This window comes from Rhodococcus sp. 05-340-2 (genome assembly GCF_002258915.1).
Taxonomy (GTDB): Bacteria; Actinomycetota; Actinomycetes; order Mycobacteriales; family Mycobacteriaceae; genus Rhodococcoides.
Window position 1 is genome coordinate 1 of record NZ_NOYU01000015.1, and the last position, 19,863, is coordinate 19,863.

The following is a 19,863-nucleotide window of genomic DNA, read 5'->3' on the forward strand; positions in this document are numbered from 1 at the left end:
GGGCTGGGGCTGGGCGCTGCGCGCCCGCCGCTGCAGGCGAAACGGCAAGCCGTTCCGAAGAACTCGCGGACTCGGTCGAAGCGCTGCGCGCCTTCGCGGTTGCATCTGTTATTCGATCGCGCTCAATTTGCAATTTGCAATCGAGAATTTTTCGAGGGCGGTCGAACCGAAACCGGCTCGCCGATGCATGGTGTATTCAGCGAAACCGGTTTCGGATCAATCGCATTCAAGTCATTCGTTACGGGATCGCTCGGATTCTGCATCGAGCGCAGCGGGCCGAATCTGCTCCCACAGCGCCGGGTTGATTCCCGCGTTGTATGCGCGTTCGAGCAGCTGCCCCAAGGAATGATCGGGGGCGAGCCCACGGGCAACGTTCATTGCCTCCCGCGCCGGCACCGCCTCCCGTCCGATCCAGTAACTCAGCGAAGCGAGGACGAAGGCGGGGCCTGCCTCGCTGGCGGGCAACACCGCGCCAACCTGCCGCCACAGTTCGCCGAGGACTGCGGCGTTGGCTTCGGTGAAGTGAACGAACAGCACATCGCGCACGCGCACGTCAGAGGCGGCGGCTGCGAGCATCGCAGCGTGGTAATCCGATATCTCGATTCCGCGGTTGCCTGAATCGAGATACCCGGCGAGTACCTCGCGGTGGATGGTCTCTGCGGCCGAGATCGGCCCTACTGCCGGGAACGCCCCGCGTGCAGCCCGCATCATGTCCACCACACTCGCGGCGCGTTCGGCACCGAACTGTTCGGCAACGAAGCCCGCGCGGATTTGGGCGCGAGAGGCCAGACGTACCTGCCCCTCGAGCAACGCTCCGACCACGTAGGGGTGAGCCGTCAGGTCGACCGCCTCGCCGACCTCGTGCGGTCCCGCCAGTACCCCGTTCATCAAGTAGCGGCGCGCACGTCCCTCGTGGAACTGGAACACAGCAACGTCATCGCCCGAGAACTCGTGGAGAACGGCCATCGATGCCGCATCGGCGTGTGTGTCACTGCCGAACACGACCACCACGCGCGGTCCGGATAGATCACGCACGGGGTGACCGCTGGGCACCAGCAACGGGGCACCACCGATCGGCGCTTCCTCCCCCAGCGGGCAGGCCATGACGGCCCCGCCTGTCGAGTTTGGGGTGAACACCACCATTTCGTTCTCGGGAACGTAGCGGACCAGCATCACGGCCACGGCAACAGCATCAGCGGGTGAGGAGATACGAAAAACAGAGGACATCGGACAAACCCCTTTCAGGGCACAGGGGCAGATGGTCAGTCCGCCCGATCAACAGAACACCCACAATCTAGCCGAGACCACCGACAAGAACGGCTCACGCGCAACACATTTGGTCCCCGGCGCACTCGGTGCCGGGGACCGCACCGAGTGCGCCGGGGCTCGGTGGGGAAAGACAACAGGCCCGCCCATGTGTTTCGCTGGGCGAGCCTGTTGTCGAACGTCTAGGGAGAAGCGAAAGGATCAGAGCGACAAAGGCTCTCGCTCTAACTCCTCGGGAGCGGAGTCGGCTTCCGAGGCCCATCTAGGGCTCACGTCCATACCCGACCACACTTTCGGATCGGTGTCGAGCCGATCAGGAGACGTTCGGATCAGCACACACGCCAGCAGCCGACATTGCAAGACGCGCCACACCGTCGATGATCAACGTATGGCATCCGTTCGACGCTGCGGAGGTGACCGGCCCTGGTACCGCGTACACCGCCCGCCCGAGCCTGTGCACTTCCCTGGCCACAGACAGTGCACGTCCGCGTGACCCGGCCTCGGGCACCACTACCGCATCGGAGAGAGCCGCCAGCAGCGCGCCACTCCCGTTGAATCGTTCTCGTCGAGGCTCTGCACCGAACGAGTACTCGCTCACCACCACACCCTGTTCCGCGACGCGCTCGAGCAACCGAGCGTGACCGGACGGATACGCCCGATCCAAGCCGCACGGCATTACCGCTACCGGTCCTGCACCGACCCCCAACGCTGCCCGCAACACCGCTCCCTCGATCCCGAACCCGCTGCCCGACAGGACCGCCACCCCACGCATCGCCAGATCCCCGGCAAATTCCGACGCGACATGCTCGCCGTAAGCGGTCGCAGCCCGGGTGCCGGTGAGCGCCACCGCCGACACATCAGCACCGGGCAGCGCGCCCTGTCCACGAACCCACAGAGCGACCGGAGTCGATCCCTCCAGCCATCCGGCCATCCGCAGCCGCTGCGGCCACTCAGCGTCCGCAGGAGTGACCAATCGTGCTCCCAGCGTTGCCGCCGTCTCGAGGTCTGCCTCGGCACCTGAGTAGTCCCACGAGCGAGCCGTCGCACGCAACAAGTCCTCCGACACCTCCCGATGCCGCACAGCCTCGGCTGCAGCCTCCACGCCCGATAAGGACACCGCCAGATGCACCAACGAGCCCTGCCCCCGCGCCACGTGAGCGAGATACGCCCACGCAACACGCTCACGCCACACCATCTCGCTACCCGACACCGCGTTCTCGCTCGACACACCGCTCACGACGAAACCCTCCCAGGGCTAACACAAGGGCAGATGGTCAGTCCGCCCGATCAACAGAACAACTCGAACCTACCCCGACACACCGACAAAAACAGCACCTGACAAGCGAAAATGTCCCCGGCGCACCCGGTGCCGGGGACAGCGGGTGCGCCGGGCGGTAAGTTCACGAAGCGGCCAAAAGAGCAGACCGAAGTGTCCTGTTCGAGTGATACAAATACCGGAGCAGATCTCACGGGCCGCCGACGAAAAACGCACCAACCGCGACGTTCGAGAGGGAAGCTGCACACATGACCGAGCCCGAGCCATGGCGTCGAAGCAAGACGCCGGCCCCGCTCCCCTCGAATTCCGCCGACGCCCGAGCGATCAGCGAACTGACGGACCCGGAACTGGCTGCGATCATTCGTGACAACCTCCTGCCGCGCTCGAACACCGCCGGCGATACAGCCAATTGGCGTGCATTCTGGAACACCCTCACTTTCGATCCGCAGCTCAACGATCGCGCAAACGCGATCATCGATGTCTACGTCGAGCAAGCAGCAGCAGCGCTCGATACCGGCGAACTCGACGACGCCCAATACAAACGTGCCGGCAAGTTCCACGACCTGTGTATCCACGCCCTCGACAGGCTCGACAAGGTGGTCGACGACCCCCTGGCCTGGGCTGGTGCGCGAGCTGCCGGATTCAATCCACGCTCTCGTGAGGTCATCAACACCCTCGTGCAGGCCATCGCCGATCACCGAGACGACGGCGACGACGCCAAGCTCTGGGCGATTCTCGCCGAAGTTCGTTTGGATCCAGGCCATCGACGCCGGTAAGCGCTCCGCTCAACATGGCCGCCCGCGGAGCCTCTGACCGATGAGCTTCTGGGATTCACTTGCGGCCGGCCTCTCGGAGGAGCCGCCGCGACGGGTGATCGTGTCGACCAGAACGCTCAGGTCGGCGATCGAGGACACCTTGATCTATGGGTTCTCGCGAGCCGCCCTCGAAGTGGTCCTACCCGACGAACTCGACCTGACGTGGGCAGGTACAGGTACCCCGGTTGAGGCCGACACCAAGCGGTCGCTGATCGATGGTTACCTCGTAGGATTCGAGATCCCCCAGCTCGTCGCACTGGCGCGTCGCGTGCTTGCAGAATGCGACGTCGCGGACCACGGGCTCGCGGTGCTGATCGCAGAGTACGAAAAGGGCTCCAGCGGTGTCGATTCTCCCGCAAAGAACCTCATTTTCGCGGCCAATGGTCCCAAACCGGAGATGGTGCTCCGCGACGCGGTCAGCAACGACATCCTGATCACCAAGAATGCTGAGTTCTGCCTGGTCTACGACAGACCGATAACCGAGGCCGGCCTGTCCTTTCAGGAGCTGATTCAGTGGTGGCGTGAGCACCAAGCAATGGCAGACACGGACGATCGCGATGTCGGGCGGTCACTGTACAAACGGCTGCGAGAGAGCCTCGGTAAGAACGAACCCGAGCGGATGGTCTTGGACGTCTACTCACGTCGATACGGAGAGCACGGCTTCGGTATTCCCGCTCTGATCCCGCAGGTCTACCTCCACTACGACCCGTACACCAAGTATCAACGCAAGGGCAGCAGTCCCCTCGAACGCCAACGCATGGACTTCTTGCTGCTCTTCAGTGCAAGAAAACGCGTCGTCATCGAGGTCGACGGTCGTCAGCACTACGCCAACGAAGACGGCCGCGCCAGCACGCAGCTGTACGCCGAGATGGTCACCGAAGACCGACGTCTCCGGCTAGCGGGATACGAGGTCTATCGGTTCGGGGGCAAAGAGTTCGAGAGCCCCGACGCGCCGTCGATGCTCGCAGCATTCTTCGACGAACTGAGCTCGCGAATGAAGTAGACCGACGGGGAACTCATGCCGGGGCGAGGTATCGATCCTCCTCAGAGCCGATCTGGAGTTCGTCCTCGGCGGCTGCGATGACTGCGTCGACGACCTCAATGGGTAGCCCGGTCTTGGTGGCCACTGCAGCGTGCTCGTGGCCTTCGCTGGCCAGTTTCAGGACGTGGACACACAGAACGGCTGTTTCGGCCTCTGTGGAGCTGTTCGGGGCCGAGTGACGCTGGTCGGTGCTGTCGTCTACAGCTGATGCTTCGAGTCGGACCAGCTGGATCATCAGGTGCGTGGTGACCAGCAGCACCAGCGGCGGCGCAGCAGCGGCCAGCGCGGCCACGGTGAAGGTCGAGCTGTAGTCCACCATCGAGACGTGCACGATGTTGCCGGCCGTCGATGCGATCGACCCGAGAATCAGCAAGGCCCACGCGAACCAGCGGTGTGAGGCGTCGACGACGAGCATGAGTGTTGCGAGGATTACCATTCCGTCGAGCACCAGTGGCAGAACCCATCCCAGTGTTGCCGGGTATCCGCTGGCAGTAGCGAGCTGCCACAACGATATTCCGCTCTTTGTGAAGGCGCTGATACCGATCACCGCATTGCCGATCACCGCGCAACGTTTGATGGTTGTCAGATTCCTCATCAATGTCCTTCGCTGGTGGTGATCGAAAAGTGGCCGGCCGCTGCCGTCGGGCGTGCTAGATCGGCGTGCTTGAGGGTGGGTGTGTTCGACAGTCGGTAAATCGACCACAGGGCGGTGAATGCGATACACCCGCCGATCACTATCTGAGCCGCGGTGTAGTCACCATTGTTCGCAATGACGAATGCATTCCAAGCTGTATGGGCCAGAACGAGTCCCGTGAGACTGCGGAGTCGATAGTAGACGTAGACGGCCACAGCGCCCCATACGAACGCCGACAACGCTTGCCCTGTTCCCTGGTACAGATGGATGGAGGCTCGAAACAGAGCTGAGCTCGCGATGACGATGCCGAGCATCCACGGCTGGACGCGCCAGACCAGTCCGACGACCCCGAAGAGCAACAAGACCGGAAGCGCACTGAAGAACGGTTCCTCGGCCAAGCCGGCGACGAGAAGGTGCGCACTGTTCCACCATTGTGCCGGGTTGCCGTAGTCACTGGTGCGCGAAAGGTTTTCGGCATCCTCGGGGGACAGCAACGAGGCCATGCACAGGCCGATGGGGAACAATCCTGCACTCATCAGCGTCCGCGCTCGCCACGTCCCAGGGAAGCTGTTCGGTTCGGTCTCGTTCGGTTCGATGAACCGGCGCACCGCCGCGACGAGAGCGAGACCGGCAACTGCGGCGAAGAAGAGAATTAGGAAGCCAATTTGAGCGCCGGGCATCGTCGGCGGGGTCGACTCGGTGACTACCTCGGATCCGGTACCGAGATGCCTCTGAACCGAGACTAATGCCTCGAAAGGCCAACACACGACTAGGTAGGCGGCAGCAAGCCCGAGCGGAACAGCAGCGATATACAGGCTTGAGTTCCAGTTGTTGTTGCGATTCATCGCGATTCACTCTTTCTTTGACATTCTCTCGTCGCGGCGACACAGGACAGTCATGGGTGCGGATACGAGTACTGAGCGTGGGTACGGCGGTCGAGGCTGATCAGTTGTCGAGTAGGCCCGCACCGCGGGCAATAGCGGGTAGGTCGATCGGTGGTGCCCATGCGGCCCACACGCGGGTTCGGCCGAGCTCGACGACACGGTCGTCCGGATAGAGCCGCCATGGGCCGACGCGGTCGAGCAGTTCACCGACGAGGGCGTCGGCGTGGAAACGGGTGGGAACGGTGACGAAGTCATCGAGCGGGCCCCGCTTATGTAGTGCCGCGACGGGGCGTGGTGCGCCTCTGGCGATCGCTACCTGCCGCAGGTCCGGAGAGCCGTGGGGACGGAGGATCGCCACGACATGGGGGTCCAGCCATCGTCGCTCTCGCCATTCCTTGCGGACACCGCGGCCACGGGGAAGATCGAGCCCGGTCAAGACAGTTCGTGCATTGTCGAGGGTCTGCTGTTCGACACGTCGGATTTCAGGAAGGGGAAATTGAAGTTGCTGCAACCGGCGGACGGGAATGGCCGCTCGAGCGCGAGGTGAGCCCTGCAGCCAACGCTGAACGGTACGGCGAGTCACCCCGAATGCCGCTGCGACATAGTCGATATCGACACCACCGTTGACCAAGGGGCCGTAGCACGCGGTGAATGCGACCTCGAGCTGTCGTTTGGTCCACCGCGGCCGCTTCGGGTTCATGTCGCTCTAATGGAGTGGTCCGAGAAAGACGCCGTATCCCATTTTGGCCTGCACAGCCATGCTGACGAGGATCAGACCCGCCAACGCAGAAACGACGCGGGTCTTCCACTGCTGAGACTTGGTCTCGAACATGTCTTTCTGATCCCTCCTGCAGAGCGCTGCCGTGCGCGATTCCACCGATACCGTAGCGGTTGCACCGGACACTCCGAACACCTGAACTCGCAGACTCTTATGGTCAGACCGGGTCGATGGAGATGTTGTCGATGCTCTCGAAGGTCCATCCGTCGACGTACCGATCGCTGGCGTAGCCGCTGAGCCACTTCGAGAGCGCTTTGTCGCCGCCGCGTTCGTACGCCGACCACATCGACTCGACATCGGATGGCGACATACCACTCTGATCCGGGGGGATCTGGATGGAACGATTGCGAATGTAGAACCCTCCCCCACCGGCGACGCCTTGTCGGCCCTTGATCTGTACGCGCGCACCGTATTTGGCGATCGACTTGCCCTGTTTGCTCTCTCGGACAGCTTTGATGGCGGCGCGCCGGCCCTGTTGCGTCGTCGCTGCCTGCCGCGACTTGGTGGTGAGCTTGCTCAGAGTCTCGGCCTTCGGCTTCGAGATTCGCTGGCGTCCCTCGGCGGCAACCCAGCGTTCCACCGTACGACGTGAGACTCCGAGATCGCGCGCAGCTGCGGCAGTGTTCACCCCGCCCCGAGTGCCCGGGCCGTACGCGGCGAGGAGCATCCCACGCATGTCAGGGGTGGTGCCGGCCTTGCCGGAGACATCGGCACCACGCCTGCCCGTCAAGCCCTGGAACAGTGAGCTGCGTCGGCGTTCGTCTGCTTCCAGGTTCTCTTTGAAGCCAGCATGCTTGCGCCCGGCCATTGGCTATTCCCCCTTGCCTGTCGTGGCATCCCAGTTCATCGTCAGCGCTTCCTTGCCCTTGTAGCGGCCACCGACGAGGAACTCGAGATGATCGCCGAGTCGAGCGGAGCCCTCCCACTTGTATTGGCCGAACCCTCGACCGAGCTGCTTGTCCTCCCCAGGCCAGGACGCGATCGGATCCGGATCGTTGCTGGTGTAGAGAACCGTGTCGTTCGTGATGGCCACCGGCCACCGGTCGGAGACGGTGCCGATCTTGACGATGCGACGAGTGATGTTCGCCCGCGCTTTGGCGATGATGTGATGGCGTCGCTCAGGCGAGAAACCTGCTCGTCCGGTCATATGAACCGAGGACCCCATCTGGCCGATCGTGCGCGTGTAGACGCCCTTGAGCAGATCTCTGGCCAACTGAGCGTCGACGTCGTCGACGTCCAAAGCTGTTCGTGCGTCCCGGATTCGCTCGTACCACGGATCGAGTACTCGGCCATGTTCGTTCCACACGTAGGCCTCGACAGGTTCGAGCTCGTAGCCGAGTTCTCCGGCGACCTGCAGACTCGGTGTGGTCACCCACAGCAGGCCCGGCCGGCCGCCGAGAGGCATCAATGGATGTGGGATGCGCCAGTCCCCTGCCTCGGGAACCTCTACCCGCCAATAGCCCGGCAGCTTCTTGTCGAACGCTCGCCCGTCTGGATGATGAGTGGCCGATCCGATCGGCATCTCCAAACCGGCGATTCCCGCAGCATGCGAGCCTCCTCGGTCGTACGCGTGGACGTAGATCATCGATGTCTCGTCGCTGGTCGGTTTGCGGGACCATGCGTAATCGTCCTCGAGGGAGCTGATGGTGGCCGGGCCGACGGGAGTCTGTGCCCCGAACATCCGCTCGCGGTCCTTGAATCGAGTCGAGATCATCAGGTCGAAACCTGTGGACTGCGGGGTGATCACCCACGGCATCTTCAACGCGCTGGCGAACAGCGACAATCGACGCGCGAGTTTGCTCGGGGACGGTCGGTCTCCGAGAATAGGGATATCGCGTGGATCGGCGTTCATGCCGGCAGCCAGGACGACCCACACACCGCGGTGCTCGCCCTGGGTGCGCCACACACGGGTCCACGCACCGAGCCGGTCACCGGGCTTGCCCAGGGTCCAACCGTCGGCGATTGCATCTGTGACGAACGCTGTGCCGGCAGTGGCCTCGCCGACGTCTTTGCGTCGCTGCGACGGATCGTCGCTCAGCGTGCTCAGATCCACCCCGAACTTCTCGGTCATCGCCGCGGTCACCCAGATCTGTCCCGGTTCGCTCTGCCACGACGAAGTCTGAGTGCCCAGACGCAGCTCCTGCACCAGCGCGGCGACATGACCGACGTGAGAGATGTTCTGTGGCAAATTGATTCGACTTCCGTCGGGCATCCAAATGCCATCGACGTCCAGGACGGCGGCAGGGGCAGCGAACGGGTTGGCCGCGGTCTTCGCGGGAGCTGAACGCCGAGGCTGCGTGGTCTCGAGCGGCGCACTGGGTTGCGCAACCGTAGGAGCACTCGACTCGGCGGCCTCGGAAGCAGCTCGACGAGCAGGTTCGTTCGACGGCCGCGGGCCAGTGGAGGCGGGTGCAGGCGGCTTCGCTGCGGCTGCGGTATCGGCAACCAGTGCAGCGCGGGAGGCAGCTGTGCTTCCGAACCAGCACTGCGCGTGCAGAACGTGGCCATCGAAGCGAAGGCCCGAGCCCACTCCGCACTTCACGCACGGGACGCTCGGCGAAATATGTTCTGCCACAGCGATATGGCCCTCGGCATCGGGGTAGCTTCCCACTGGAATGTCCTCCTGTTCGGAGTTGTCAGACGTAGCTTCCGCGTCGTTGGCACGAGAGCTGCCCGTCGTCGATGAGGTGTCGCTGTTCGATACCGAGAACAACGTCGCGAGGTCGGCCACTGCGGAGGTCGAACCCGGAACGTCGCTCGGTGTCGTACCGTCCGGTGCATCGTCGGGTCCGCCATCAGCGTCGAAGATGCCGATCTGACCGTCGTCGGGGCCGTCGCCGAGGATCGCCCACAGACGGAGAGCGGTCATCCGCTGCCGCCGTTCCTCACAATGGATGGTGCGTTGGACGGTGTAACGGGGTGTCTTGCCTGCGCGTTCCTCGGCGATCAGAACTCCCTCGTCGTAGAGGGCCCGCAGCGCCGTGCCTCGATCGATCTGTGGAGCATCGGACATCGTCGATGCCGCGGCTTTCAGAACCTGTTCGAGGGCAGTCGATTCGATCAACAGCTGCGCTTCACCGTCGCGTGGTCCGGGGTCGGTGAGCACGTACCCCAACCGGATCCCGCGTGCGTCTTCGCGGTACTTCTTGACGTCCTGATAGTCCGAGACCAACGTCCGTCGCCACCCCAACCGGCCGGCGAGCGGGCGGTCGGGTGCTTCACCGGTACGAACGTCGTCGACGTAGGCCAACCCGGTACGCAGTGCGTGCGCAAGGAGCTCGCGCACCCGCGCCCCGGTACGTGAAGGCAGATCGGGATCGGCCGCAGCGACGACCGCGTCGTGCAATCCGCCGTCGACGACGTCGAGAACTTGCTCGACCTCATCGGCATCGAGCGCGCCGACATCGAGCAGAAAAGCGGTGAACGCCTGCCACCCTGCCCACACTGCACCGACCGCTTCGGCCTGGCGCACGGTCTCACCCTGCTCACGTAAGCCCTCGGCGTAGTGCGCGCCCTCGTTGAAGACCTTTTCCCGCAGTTCCTCGAGGCGGGGGCACAACCACTGCAGGAACGAGGCCATCAGCAGGGCGCGTCCATGTCGAGACTGCTCACTGTCGAGTCGAATCAGCTCGTCGAGTTCGATCTCGTCGGACTGCAACGGCACCACCAACATGCGCTGAGCGCCGGACCCTGGTCGAGGCATGACCTCGGAGGTCACCATCGCGGACGATCGGGGGGCGGTGCCGTCGAGGATGCTCAACCCGTCGCGACTGGAACGGCTCCGTTGTTCGCCGTTGTGGACCATGCGCGCGAACTCTTCGAGCGCTTTCTGTGCAGCCCCCCAGTCTCGTGTGGGAGCGACATCATCGGCCCAGTACAGCGCATCTTTCGACGAATTCAGTTTGATGCGAAGCGCATTGAGAGTGTCACCGTTACCTGACATCGACGATGCCGGCCGCCGACGATCCCACAGCTCACCGAAGTGATGCATCGCGATCGACGCGATCGAGGTCTTGTACGAACCGGGCGAACCAATGAGCGAAAGAACCCAGGGGTTGGGTCCCAAGGCCGCGCGAAAGACGTGCCCGAGCAACGGAGCAGCGATTCGCACCGGCAGACGCGTCAGCATCGATCCCGAATCGACCATGAAGGCATCACGCAATCGAGGTGCATCGGCGATCGGGCACGGCAGGTCGTAACGCGAGAGCGGTCCACTGAGCAGAACCGGCGCAACACGGGCACCGGCAGCACTGATAGCGCCACCCGCGTGCACGTAGAACCACTCGTCGTTTCGGTCCTTACGCCAACCGGTGGAACGGAATCGAACCGTCCGGGCAATCGTCACTCCACCCGCCACTTTCAGGGCGTCGCGAAGTTTGGCGATTCCAGAGGGTTTGGAGTCGTACGTCGGCGGCCCGGGAAGAGAATCCGCCCAGGTGCAGTCCCGATAGTCCTGTGCGTCCACCCGCATACGCATGAACTCGCCCGTATCGGGATGGGTGTACCCGATGACGACAGCGGAAAGCTGTTCGGGCGACGGCGGATTGGCTTCCCGCTGCCCGACGATATCTTCGCGTCCGAGCAGGGTCGGTGCGTCGACGTCGAGGCCGTCGTCCTGCGATTCGAGGTATTCCATCTCCACGATCCGAGCATCGATGCTGAGCACCATTTTGGCGGTCTGCTCGCCATCTCGGTTGGTGACGATTTCGACGAGGCTTCCCTCTACGACCCGATACGTCGGTGCAGATATCTGAGCGCCGCGGGTGGCCGCCCCGACCAGGTGCAGTCGGGGTCCGTCAGGGAGCGGATGTGTCGATTCACCGGCGTCGATGTGGCTGGATCCGGTCGCCGGCGGCACCGCGTCGTGCTCGTCCTCGTCGTGCAGCAGCGGTGGAATCGGAGTGCGCGAAATATCGTGTGCGGCACGGGCAGCCGTGCGGGCAGTACGCCACACAGCGGTAGCGGCATCGACCGCTTCTTGCGACCACTTCGTGCCCTCAGCGGCAGCGAAACTACGCACCGCATCGACGGCTTCGCTCAACGGCTCGAACAGGCGCTCCGCCTCGACGGCCCAGCGCCCAGCGAGGCGGATCTCGTCTGCGCACTCATCCTGGTGACCTGATACTCGCCCGCGCTCGGCACGCGCAGCCGCTTCCTGAGCCGCCTTTTCGACCTCGGCGGCCTTGCCGCGCAGCTTGGCCAGCGCAGCATGTGCCGCAACCTCACCGACATGGACGGGAATCAACCCGTTCCACATATCGTCCGGATCCCACAGCTGGGCCTCGACGTGATCTGTGAAGTCTGATTTGTCATCTGTTGTGCCGGGTAGCAGCAGTTGTACCTCGGCATCAACTGCGCCGAGCAGCGACGCCAGTTCGATGCCGCGCTCGTATCCTGCGGCGTCACGATCGAGCACAACGCGCACTGCGGCACCGGCGAACACCTCGGCGAGCTGTGGCGGAAAGTTCAGGCCACCCTGGGCATTCGTGGTCGCGCACAGACCGAGACGCATCGCGGTCTCGACATCCTTTTCGCCCTCGAGCAGCCACACCGGCTGGCCGGCCGACAGCGCCGCTTGCAGCTGCGGCATCGCGAACAGGACCGGAGTGAACACCGCAGGCTTACGTTTGACGTACGTGCGATTCGGACCGACGAACAACTGCCGGAATCGTTTGTGTTTGACGCCGCACGAGGTGCACTCCTCGCGGATGACCTCCTGCACCAATACGCTGTCGGCATCGGTGTAGGGATAGCGCGCAACTTCCGACCAAGAGTGCTCGACCTCGGGCTCCGGCATCGGACCGGCAATCCGAGCAGGCAGACGCCCCAGACGCCCACGTCGTTTGCCCGCTGCCCGTTGCTGCGGGGATCTACCGACACGCGGTGCGCTCGGATCCCGACTCGGCAAGGGTTCGTCGAACAGATCGGACACACCGATATCGAGACGCTCGGCGATTTCTGCGGCCGTCGCTGAGCAGCCATGGCACCGCAGCAGCACCATTCCAGAACCGTGGTGGCCCGGAGTCCAGGTGACAGACAGCGAAGCGTGACGGTCGTCGTGAACGGGGCATCTCGCCTGAAACTGGGTACTCGATGTGGCTTTGAAGCCGCCGAGCTGCTCGAGGCGTGGACGGATGTTGTCCATCGACCACATGTGGCCGCGGTTGGGAGTCGGTGACGTCACGACTCACCGCCGACACGTAGATGTACGACGCGCGCTGGGTTCGGAGCGCAAATCACGGCGAGGCAGGGGTACTGAGCTATGATGTCAATACACCTCCTGTCGTGTTCGTGGTTGTTCCCGGTGGGTGGTTGGAGCGGAGCGATTCGCTCACTTGTGAATCCGGAAGACCCCCCTTCTCGCCGCCAAGCACGAGGGGGGTTTTTCACTGTCTAGGGGTAGGTCATCACGCGCCCAGCTTGTACTGTGCGGGATCGATTCGATCTTGGATGTAATGCGGCATGGGTAGATCATGGTGCAGCGCCATGACATAGACGTAGTAGTCGCTGAGGTCGAGGCCAAGGGCGTCGGCCTCGTTTTTGTAATGCGCATACTGCGTGTCGGGCGTGCGCACCATTGCGGGTATGCGAGGGCCCTTCGACTCTCTCCCAGGTTTGCTTCCAGCCATGCGATCACATTAAACGGATTCGGTAACAGAAACAGGGAGGCCGCGACATCCGGTGTGTCGCCTGCCTGTCGTGCCACGTTCACATGTTCCTCCGCACCTCGTCCGTACCCGCCCTCGCACCACACATGACAGGTAGATCCGTCTCGATCTACCTCTGTGACAGAAGTGGCGAAATCTCTCGACATTGTCTCTGCGGCACCGGACACGACGAACACCCCAGCTCGTCGAACCGACCCGCTGCGCAAGCCCCTTCATCGATATACGCGTGACCTTGGCTCTTTTATGTGGGGAGCATGGGGAGCATGGAGATAAGGGCAGCTCAAAGGCAAAAAAACGCTCCCCACCGGAGTGGGGAGCATGGTGGGGAGCACGGTGGGGAGCCAGGAGCAAGACGCTCTGGCCCGGCGGATCAAGAGATCAGATAGTCCTCAACGACCGCAGCAATCAGCGCGCTTCGTGAGGGGATGAGCGGACTTGCTTCTACCTGCTCGTCTATCCATCGGGTCTGGGCTACCCACAGATGTGGACGCACCTCCACTCCCCCGCTCGCGACCTTCGGGCGGGCCAGACGCGGCATGCCACCGCGTGGCGATTCGACGGCGCGAGGGGCGAAGAGGCGAACCAAGGTTTCCGGGGTGTGCGCGGCGAAGGCATCCTCGACGATCTCGCCGTAGGACTTCTTCTCCCGCTGAGATCGCGTCTTCCAGGCCTCTTTGACCGTCGCGGGAACGTAGACCGCGATCGGGCGCACATCTTCATCACCGACAATCGCAGCCAACGGCTCCGCTGTAGCGGTGTCGGCCCCGGTTTCGGGTGTGGTGGCTACGTCCTCGGTTGCGGCAGTGCTGCCCCCGGAGGGCGAGGCAGATGTAGCAACCTCGGTCGGAGGCTCTGGTGCAGGTGCTACAGGAGCATCCGGTGCAGATGTCACGTCCGGAGCCTGTACGTGCGGCTCGTCGACGGCTCTTTCGGCAGCCACGTCGGTCGAGCGTGGTTCCACTGCGGCAGGCCTGGCGAGGGAACCCGTTCCATTGCGAGGGAAAATGTTGGCGAGGCCAGATCCACGGGGAGCGGGCTTGTCGAATTGGTCCGCCAGGCTGGGTCGCTTCTTGCGATCAGTGGTGCTCATGCGGGTGCTACCTCTTCTGCGTGATCGGCTTCGGCAGCAAGCTCGGCCAAGCGTTGCAAGACCTCAGCTGCTAGGGCCTCGTAGTCATCCGCCAACCCGGTTGCATCCCGAGAGAGCAGAAGGCTGGGTGGTTTCACCTTGTCCCTCAGCGCTTTCAACCGAGCCTTCTTTGCGCTAGCAGTAGCGCCTTCGAGTTCGTGAGCTAGGAGCCCATGCCGCCGCGCGTCGGCAGCGGCGCTCTCCATGTAGCGGATTGTCGTGCCGAAGATGGGGGCAATGGTGTCAGGAATGGCTTGCGTAATACTTTCCCTCACCTGGTCCTGGAGCCGTTGTGACCTACTGCCGACCGCAAACAGAAGCATGCCAGCCAATCTCAGTTGCGGATTGTGCTCCCGGGCACGCGCGAAGCGCTCGGCGACGCGGTCGAGGCCGTCGAGGCTGCCATCGTCGGCGCGAGTAGGGATGAGAACGGACGACGTGCAGTACAGCACCGCATCACCGATGATCACGTCGCCTGGCGGGGTATCGAAGAGAACAATGTCGTAGTCGGGAACGATCGGGGCAAGGACTTTGTGGAGGATCTGCCCCAGCGATTCGCCCCCGCGGCTGAGCCTGGAGAGCATCATGCCAGCAACGTCGACGAGCGCAGGACCAGCGGGAATGACGTCTAGACCGGGTCGGACGTCTTTGATGATCGGGGGTTGTCCGCCTGACATCAACGACATCAGAAGTTCTTCACCGGACTGCTTTTCGTAACCGAAATCGCGGGCCAGGTTGCCCTGAGGGTCGAACTCCCCGACGAGAACACGGTAGCCGGCAGCGGCGAACAGGCCTGCGAGGTTGGCAACAACCGTCGTCTTGCCCACTCCCCCTTTACCTTGGGTGACTGCGAGGGAATTTGATATTGCCATCGATAGAACCTTCCTTCCAGAGTCCTGGATCCGCGTGCATCTATTCGAGCGCTGCCGTGGAGAAGCGTGACCGGGAGGCGTTCACGGTGCCGAATCGGTACGTGCGAGCGGCTCGACTTGTCCCGCACGCTCTTGTGCGGGCGGATGCGCAGGTTGTCGTGCGTGGTTGTGTGCGCGAGAGTACGCCCAGTCACGCACGTCAGTCAACACGGTCTAAGTCGCGTAACACCATGCGTATCAATGCTCGCACTCTTACGCGGCAAAACACGCGCAATAAAACATGTAGTGCTGCGCCCTAGTAACAGCGTACCAATACGCACGTTAAGTCGCATATCAACACCCTTGTTAACACGTGAAGAAACACGGGCATTGATGTGCTGACCAAAACGGTAATTAACCCGCGTGTTGACGTGCGGAGTTATACCCGGTATTGCATGCGTAGTATTACGCGTATTAACCAACGGTGTAACAAGCGTATTTGTACGCCCTCAAACACGCGGTTTAGTACGCGATGAAACCAACGCTTTACTGTGCGAGGAGTACTACGAAGTGCTACGCCCATTGTGTTGGGATGATTGCCCGGTAGACGGTAACGGAGGTAGGGGAGCAGAGCACTGGGATGATGAACGGGATCGAGAGTGGGTAGTTATGTCGGATCAACAAAGCGTCGATATGTGCGAATCAGCGTGCGATTCGAGCTGCGATCATGGCCGCGACTCCCAATCCGCAGGCTCTGCTGGCTTCGCGAAGGCTCAAGCGAAGTGTTGAGGGGAGAGGTATCGGTAGGGGAGTGCGAGGATTGCTACGTAGTTCGACGCGAGCCTGGCACGAATTTCACATAAGACGCCAGGTCAACGGGGGACTGTTCGCGTTCCAATCAGCGTAGATCCGAATAGCTCTGACGCAGTCGGCGGCGGGGATCGCCAGGCTCTCCGCGGGTCGTTCGCTGTTCGGCTATCCGTTGTTCCAGACCGATCTTCGACGCCATTTGGGTGGCCCACAGCAGGGTGGCGTCAGGGACTGATTCTGAGAGTTCAACGGTGAGATCTACAAGGGTGTCTTCGAGCAGTGTCTCGGCGGCTCGGTAGAGGCTCCACAGGTGGCTCAATTCCCAACTAAGAATGAGGGGATTTCCGAACATCATGCGCTCACAGGAACGTTGAATGCGCCGGACTTGAGGGTTGCTCAGAGCTGTCGGATCGTGCGGGTCGGCCCAGGTCGCAAGGTAGCTGCTCTGCTCGCATGTCCACGGCAACAGCAGGAGCGCATCAGTCGCGAAAGTCCAGCTCTGCGTGTCGAGAACGTGTTGTGACTGTTTGAGGGCGCGGCCCAGGGCTCGCTGGCAGGTCGTGGTGTAGTCGGCGAGCGCTAGCCGACATCGCTCCAGTTGTGCCAGGTCGTGCACTGTGTGGAACTGGTCCTGTCCACGAGTGAATTCGGTGGCAACGAGCGCGGCCTCGGTGTCCCACCAGCGAAACTGGGACTGACGATGGAACTCGCGGTGCCATCGTAGGTCGTCGAGCGTTCGGGCTGCGACGCCGCTGCCTGGCGCGGTGGCGGTGTCGGAGAAGCTCATCGTTCAATGGTTGCAGGTAAATGGTGGTGTGTCACCACCCCTCTGGCATCAGTTCTATGACTGTGCCCACGGCCGAAGAGGTAGATGTGGTGGTTTTCCTGGTGAGCTCTGCATGGCGATCGGTTCAAGATCGTCGGTGAACGACGCTGCGTTGAAGAAACATTGGCGGCAGATTGTGGACACACATGAAAGCCATCAAATCAAATAGCACTGAGTCACGAGAACCACATCAGTCCGACATGAGTGTCAAACGATAACAAAATCGTGTTGTGATCACGTGGCAGTGATCATAATCCAACTTGTCTTGGAGTCAAGAGGCAGCGCCGAGTGCAGTTCGGTTGAGAGTCAGTCAACGGCCCGTAGAAGTTGCAGAGGACATTGCTTGCGGCACGGACCGTCAGGGGTCGGTGCCGCGCCGCGTTTGCTTCGGAACTGAACGAGTGCGCGATCGACTACCTTGTTACTGAAATGTTATGTACCGCGTGTTGATCACCACTGTTGTTGAGGTGGAGATAGCCTTTGTCCTGGTGGGGAGGGGATGGGGTCCTCTTGCGGGACGAACACGGGGTTCGTTTTGCAGGGTTCGGTTCGGATCGACGCTGTTCGCGGTGTCCGGGAGACCCGGTATATCTCGTACGTCGCACTCAAGCCTGCGACTCAGGTACACGGGGACATCGGAAGGATCGTGAGTGAGGACCGACAGCGCTGAGAGTGCGAACGTGCCGACATCTCCGCCTGCGCGACAGTCGCTCGGGGCAGCCTTCATGCCACCGCCGCCGGCCGGATCGATAAGTGCTATGTCAGCGGAGGTGGTGCAGTTGAGTTCAAACGAGGAGGAGACATCCTCTGGTGCAGCTGAATTGGGGCACGACGACACGATTGTGCCGTCGACGGTTCATCTTGCTGTCGGGGTTGCACACGGTCTGGCGAAGGAGAGCAAACGGACAGGGAGAACCCACGGCGAGGTGGTCATCACTGCTATCGAGGATGTCCACAGCGATCTCGAAAGCCTTCTGTTTCCGGGAGGCAAGGTCGGCGGAGGTCTGTTCCGCGCCAGGGGAGTAGGTGGGAAGCCGTCTGAGGGTAAGGCGGAGAAGAAGGGAGTCACGGTCGGGTTGTACGCCGATGACTGGGTGATCATCGATCAACTGAAAGACCAGTTCAAGGCCCGTTCCCGCAGCCACCTCATCGGAACTGCCCTCAAAGCACATCTCGGCCTCGACGCCACGACACAAACGGAAAGTGACTGAGCTATGCCCATGTTCGGCAATCTCAAAGAAAAGACATCGACCGCCACAGTGGGGGAGCCGCGCAGCGCAAGAGAGGCATCTCCTAAGCCGGGCCATGACTTCACCGAAGTCGTATCCACCACCAAAGTGCGCCGTCGACGGTCGTACTGGATCGCGGGAGTCGCCTTGATGACCGTCGCAATCGTAGGAGCGGTCTTTTTGGTGAACGCCATGCGCGCCACCACGACAATTCTGGTGCTCGCCCGCGACGTGCCACAGGGGGAGACGATCACCACCGACGACCTCAAAACCGCAGAGGTCAACAGCGATGCGACCATCGCGACCGTTCCTGCCACAGACAAAGCATCGGTCGTGGGCCAGAGCGCAGCAGTTCCGCTCCTGAGCGGATCGGCACTGAACCCATCGTCGTTCACCAACGCCGTAATCCCCAGCGGGGACAACACTTTGGTCGGCATCACCGTCGCAATCGGCAAACTTCCCGCAGAGCCACTGCTCGCAGGCGACAACGTCCGGATCGTCGACACTCCCCGAGATCAAGACGATTCCCCGGTGCAGGGTCCGGTCACCGCGAACGCACAGGTCGTTGCCGTGAAGGACATCCCCGAGACCGGACAGACGACAGTGGACGTTCTGGTCAAGAAAGACGAGGCCAGCTGGATCGCCGCCCGAGCCGCCACCAACCGCGTCGCCATCGTCCTCGACTCCCGGGAGCGCTGAGCCATGCTCGTCACCCTGACCTCGATCTCCGGCTCGCCAGGCGTCTCGACGACCGGCCTGGGCATCGCTCTCACCGCAGACTCCCGCAAGCTGCTGTACATCGAGGCCGATCCGATCGGATCGTCCCCGACGCTGGCCGGGTACTTTCACGCGCGCCGCCGGCACGACCGATCGATCATCCAACTGGTCGAGCCGAACAGGCACGGCCGAATAGGCCCAGCCTTCCAGCACCAAATAGTTAGAATCGGGCCGTTCGATCCAGAGGAGCCGACCAAGGCGCAAGGATGGTTCGTCCCCGGCCTGGTCAATGCAGCTCAAACGGAATCGATGAAGTCGACGTGGGGCCCGTTGGGGGCACATCTGGCGTTGTTGTCGAAACAGGGCGGCGGTGACCTGCTCGTCGACGCCGGTCGCCTCAATCTACGGTCCGGACATCAAGACCTGATCCGTCACAGTGACGTTATCGCCATAATGCTCAGACCGACCAGGACCGCAGTGGCAGCGGTTCGTGCTGGCTTGGGCCCACTACAGCAGCATCTGGAGAATACGAAGTCGCCGGCCAGCATCGGCCTCATTGTCAGGGGTACCGAGCCCTACAGCGCAGCCGAGACCGCCGCGGCGACCGGCCTCGACGTCATCGCAGTCCTTCCCGAATCACCGGTACACGCGCAAGTTTTTTCCGAAGGTGCCTCGCTCAGTAATTGGCGGCGACGTCGATCAAGCTATCTACGCGCAATCGACGGAACCTGGCAAAAGATCGAGCGCTTCCACGAAACGCACCAGCCCGTATGGATCGCCAACTCGCCATACAGCTCACAGCCCGCGTAACGAGCCGACAAGGCCAAAGGGAGAACACCCGCATGACCAACAACGCCCCCGACTTCGACTACGACGAGCGACCAGCCCTACCCGACCTACCGATGTTTGCCGCCGATCCGATCATCCTCGACGATGGC

The 19,863-nt window shown here is 62.4% G+C and carries 17 protein-coding genes; 5 read left to right on the plus strand and 12 right to left on the minus strand.

Annotated elements, in window-relative coordinates; genetic code table 11:
* Window positions 1-231: 231 nt before the first annotated feature.
* The gene (locus tag CH271_RS08825; protein ID WP_015586055.1) at window positions 232-1,227 is read right to left on the minus strand and encodes a DUF4192 family protein; all 996 of its coding nucleotides are present in this window, start codon (window positions 1,225-1,227) and stop codon (window positions 232-234) included.
* Between the two features lie 352 nt (window positions 1,228-1,579).
* Entirely contained in the window at window positions 1,580-2,503 is a 924-nt protein-coding gene (locus tag CH271_RS08830; RefSeq protein ID WP_052047799.1) for a DNA processing protein DprA, read from the minus strand.
* A gap of 287 nt (window positions 2,504-2,790) precedes the next feature.
* On the opposite strand from CH271_RS08830, the gene CH271_RS08835 reads away from it, so the two are divergent.
* Window positions 2,791-3,318, plus strand: a complete 528-nt coding sequence (locus CH271_RS08835; protein WP_015586057.1) for a hypothetical protein — start codon at window positions 2,791-2,793, stop codon at window positions 3,316-3,318.
* Window positions 3,319-3,358: 40 nt separating this feature from the next.
* Window positions 3,359-4,360, plus strand: coding sequence for a hypothetical protein (locus CH271_RS08840; RefSeq protein WP_072692241.1), 1,002 nt, complete (start codon window positions 3,359-3,361; stop codon window positions 4,358-4,360).
* Between the two features lie 13 nt (window positions 4,361-4,373).
* On the opposite strand, the gene CH271_RS08845 is transcribed toward CH271_RS08840, so the two are convergent.
* The 10 genes from CH271_RS08845 to CH271_RS08885 all read right to left on the minus strand — a co-directional run bounded on the left by CH271_RS08845 (window position 4,374) and on the right by CH271_RS08885 (window position 16,940).
* Window positions 4,374-4,994: a DUF2637 domain-containing protein gene (locus tag CH271_RS08845; protein WP_015586059.1), complete on the minus strand. Its 621-nt coding sequence runs from the start codon at window positions 4,992-4,994 to the stop codon at window positions 4,374-4,376.
* Window positions 4,994-5,713 (minus strand): CPBP family intramembrane glutamic endopeptidase, encoded by a 720-nt coding sequence (locus tag CH271_RS08850; RefSeq protein WP_032394817.1) that lies wholly within the window; start codon window positions 5,711-5,713, stop codon window positions 4,994-4,996. Before CH271_RS08850 ends, CH271_RS08845 begins: the two co-directional genes overlap by 1 nt.
* 265 nt (window positions 5,714-5,978) lie before the next feature.
* Complete coding sequence (locus tag CH271_RS08855) at window positions 5,979-6,617, minus strand: hypothetical protein (protein ID WP_015586061.1); 639 nt, start codon at window positions 6,615-6,617, stop codon at window positions 5,979-5,981.
* A 6-nt stretch (window positions 6,618-6,623) separates the two neighbouring features.
* Complete coding sequence (locus CH271_RS29200) at window positions 6,624-6,749, minus strand: hypothetical protein (RefSeq protein ID WP_254924250.1); 126 nt, start codon at window positions 6,747-6,749, stop codon at window positions 6,624-6,626.
* Window positions 6,750-6,852: 103 nt separating this feature from the next.
* Complete coding sequence (locus CH271_RS08865) at window positions 6,853-7,503, minus strand: helix-turn-helix domain-containing protein (protein ID WP_015586063.1); 651 nt, start codon at window positions 7,501-7,503, stop codon at window positions 6,853-6,855.
* 3 nt (window positions 7,504-7,506) lie between these two features.
* Window positions 7,507-12,879 carry a telomere-binding protein gene (locus CH271_RS08870; protein ID WP_032364989.1) on the minus strand — a complete coding sequence of 1,791 codons (5,373 nt, stop codon included), beginning with the start codon at window positions 12,877-12,879 and terminating at the stop codon, window positions 7,507-7,509.
* Window positions 12,880-13,102: 223 nt separating this feature from the next.
* On the minus strand, window positions 13,103-13,273 hold the full coding sequence (locus CH271_RS28765; RefSeq protein WP_015586065.1) for a hypothetical protein: 171 nt from the start codon (window positions 13,271-13,273) through the stop codon (window positions 13,103-13,105).
* Window positions 13,274-13,733: 460 nt separating this feature from the next.
* Window positions 13,734-14,453 (minus strand): hypothetical protein, encoded by a 720-nt coding sequence (locus tag CH271_RS08875; protein WP_032364990.1) that lies wholly within the window; start codon window positions 14,451-14,453, stop codon window positions 13,734-13,736.
* Window positions 14,450-15,364, minus strand: coding sequence for a ParA family protein (locus tag CH271_RS08880; protein WP_015586067.1), 915 nt, complete (start codon window positions 15,362-15,364; stop codon window positions 14,450-14,452). Before CH271_RS08880 ends, CH271_RS08875 begins: the two co-directional genes overlap by 4 nt.
* Before the next feature lie 877 nt (window positions 15,365-16,241).
* Window positions 16,242-16,940, minus strand: a complete 699-nt coding sequence (locus CH271_RS08885) for a hypothetical protein (protein WP_015586069.1) — start codon at window positions 16,938-16,940, stop codon at window positions 16,242-16,244.
* Window positions 16,941-17,629: 689 nt separating this feature from the next.
* On the opposite strand from CH271_RS08885, the gene CH271_RS08890 reads away from it, so the two are divergent.
* The 3 genes from CH271_RS08890 to CH271_RS29205 all read left to right on the plus strand — a co-directional run bounded on the left by CH271_RS08890 (window position 17,630) and on the right by CH271_RS29205 (window position 19,735).
* Window positions 17,630-18,190 carry a hypothetical protein gene (locus CH271_RS08890; RefSeq protein WP_139278540.1) on the plus strand — a complete coding sequence of 187 codons (561 nt, stop codon included), beginning with the start codon at window positions 17,630-17,632 and terminating at the stop codon, window positions 18,188-18,190.
* Between the two features lie 168 nt (window positions 18,191-18,358).
* The gene (locus CH271_RS08895) at window positions 18,359-18,907 is read left to right on the plus strand and encodes an SAF domain-containing protein (protein WP_230591630.1); all 549 of its coding nucleotides are present in this window, start codon (window positions 18,359-18,361) and stop codon (window positions 18,905-18,907) included.
* Between the two features lie 3 nt (window positions 18,908-18,910).
* Window positions 18,911-19,735: a hypothetical protein gene (locus CH271_RS29205; RefSeq protein WP_015586073.1), complete on the plus strand. Its 825-nt coding sequence runs from the start codon at window positions 18,911-18,913 to the stop codon at window positions 19,733-19,735.
* Window positions 19,736-19,863 lie beyond the last annotated feature (128 nt).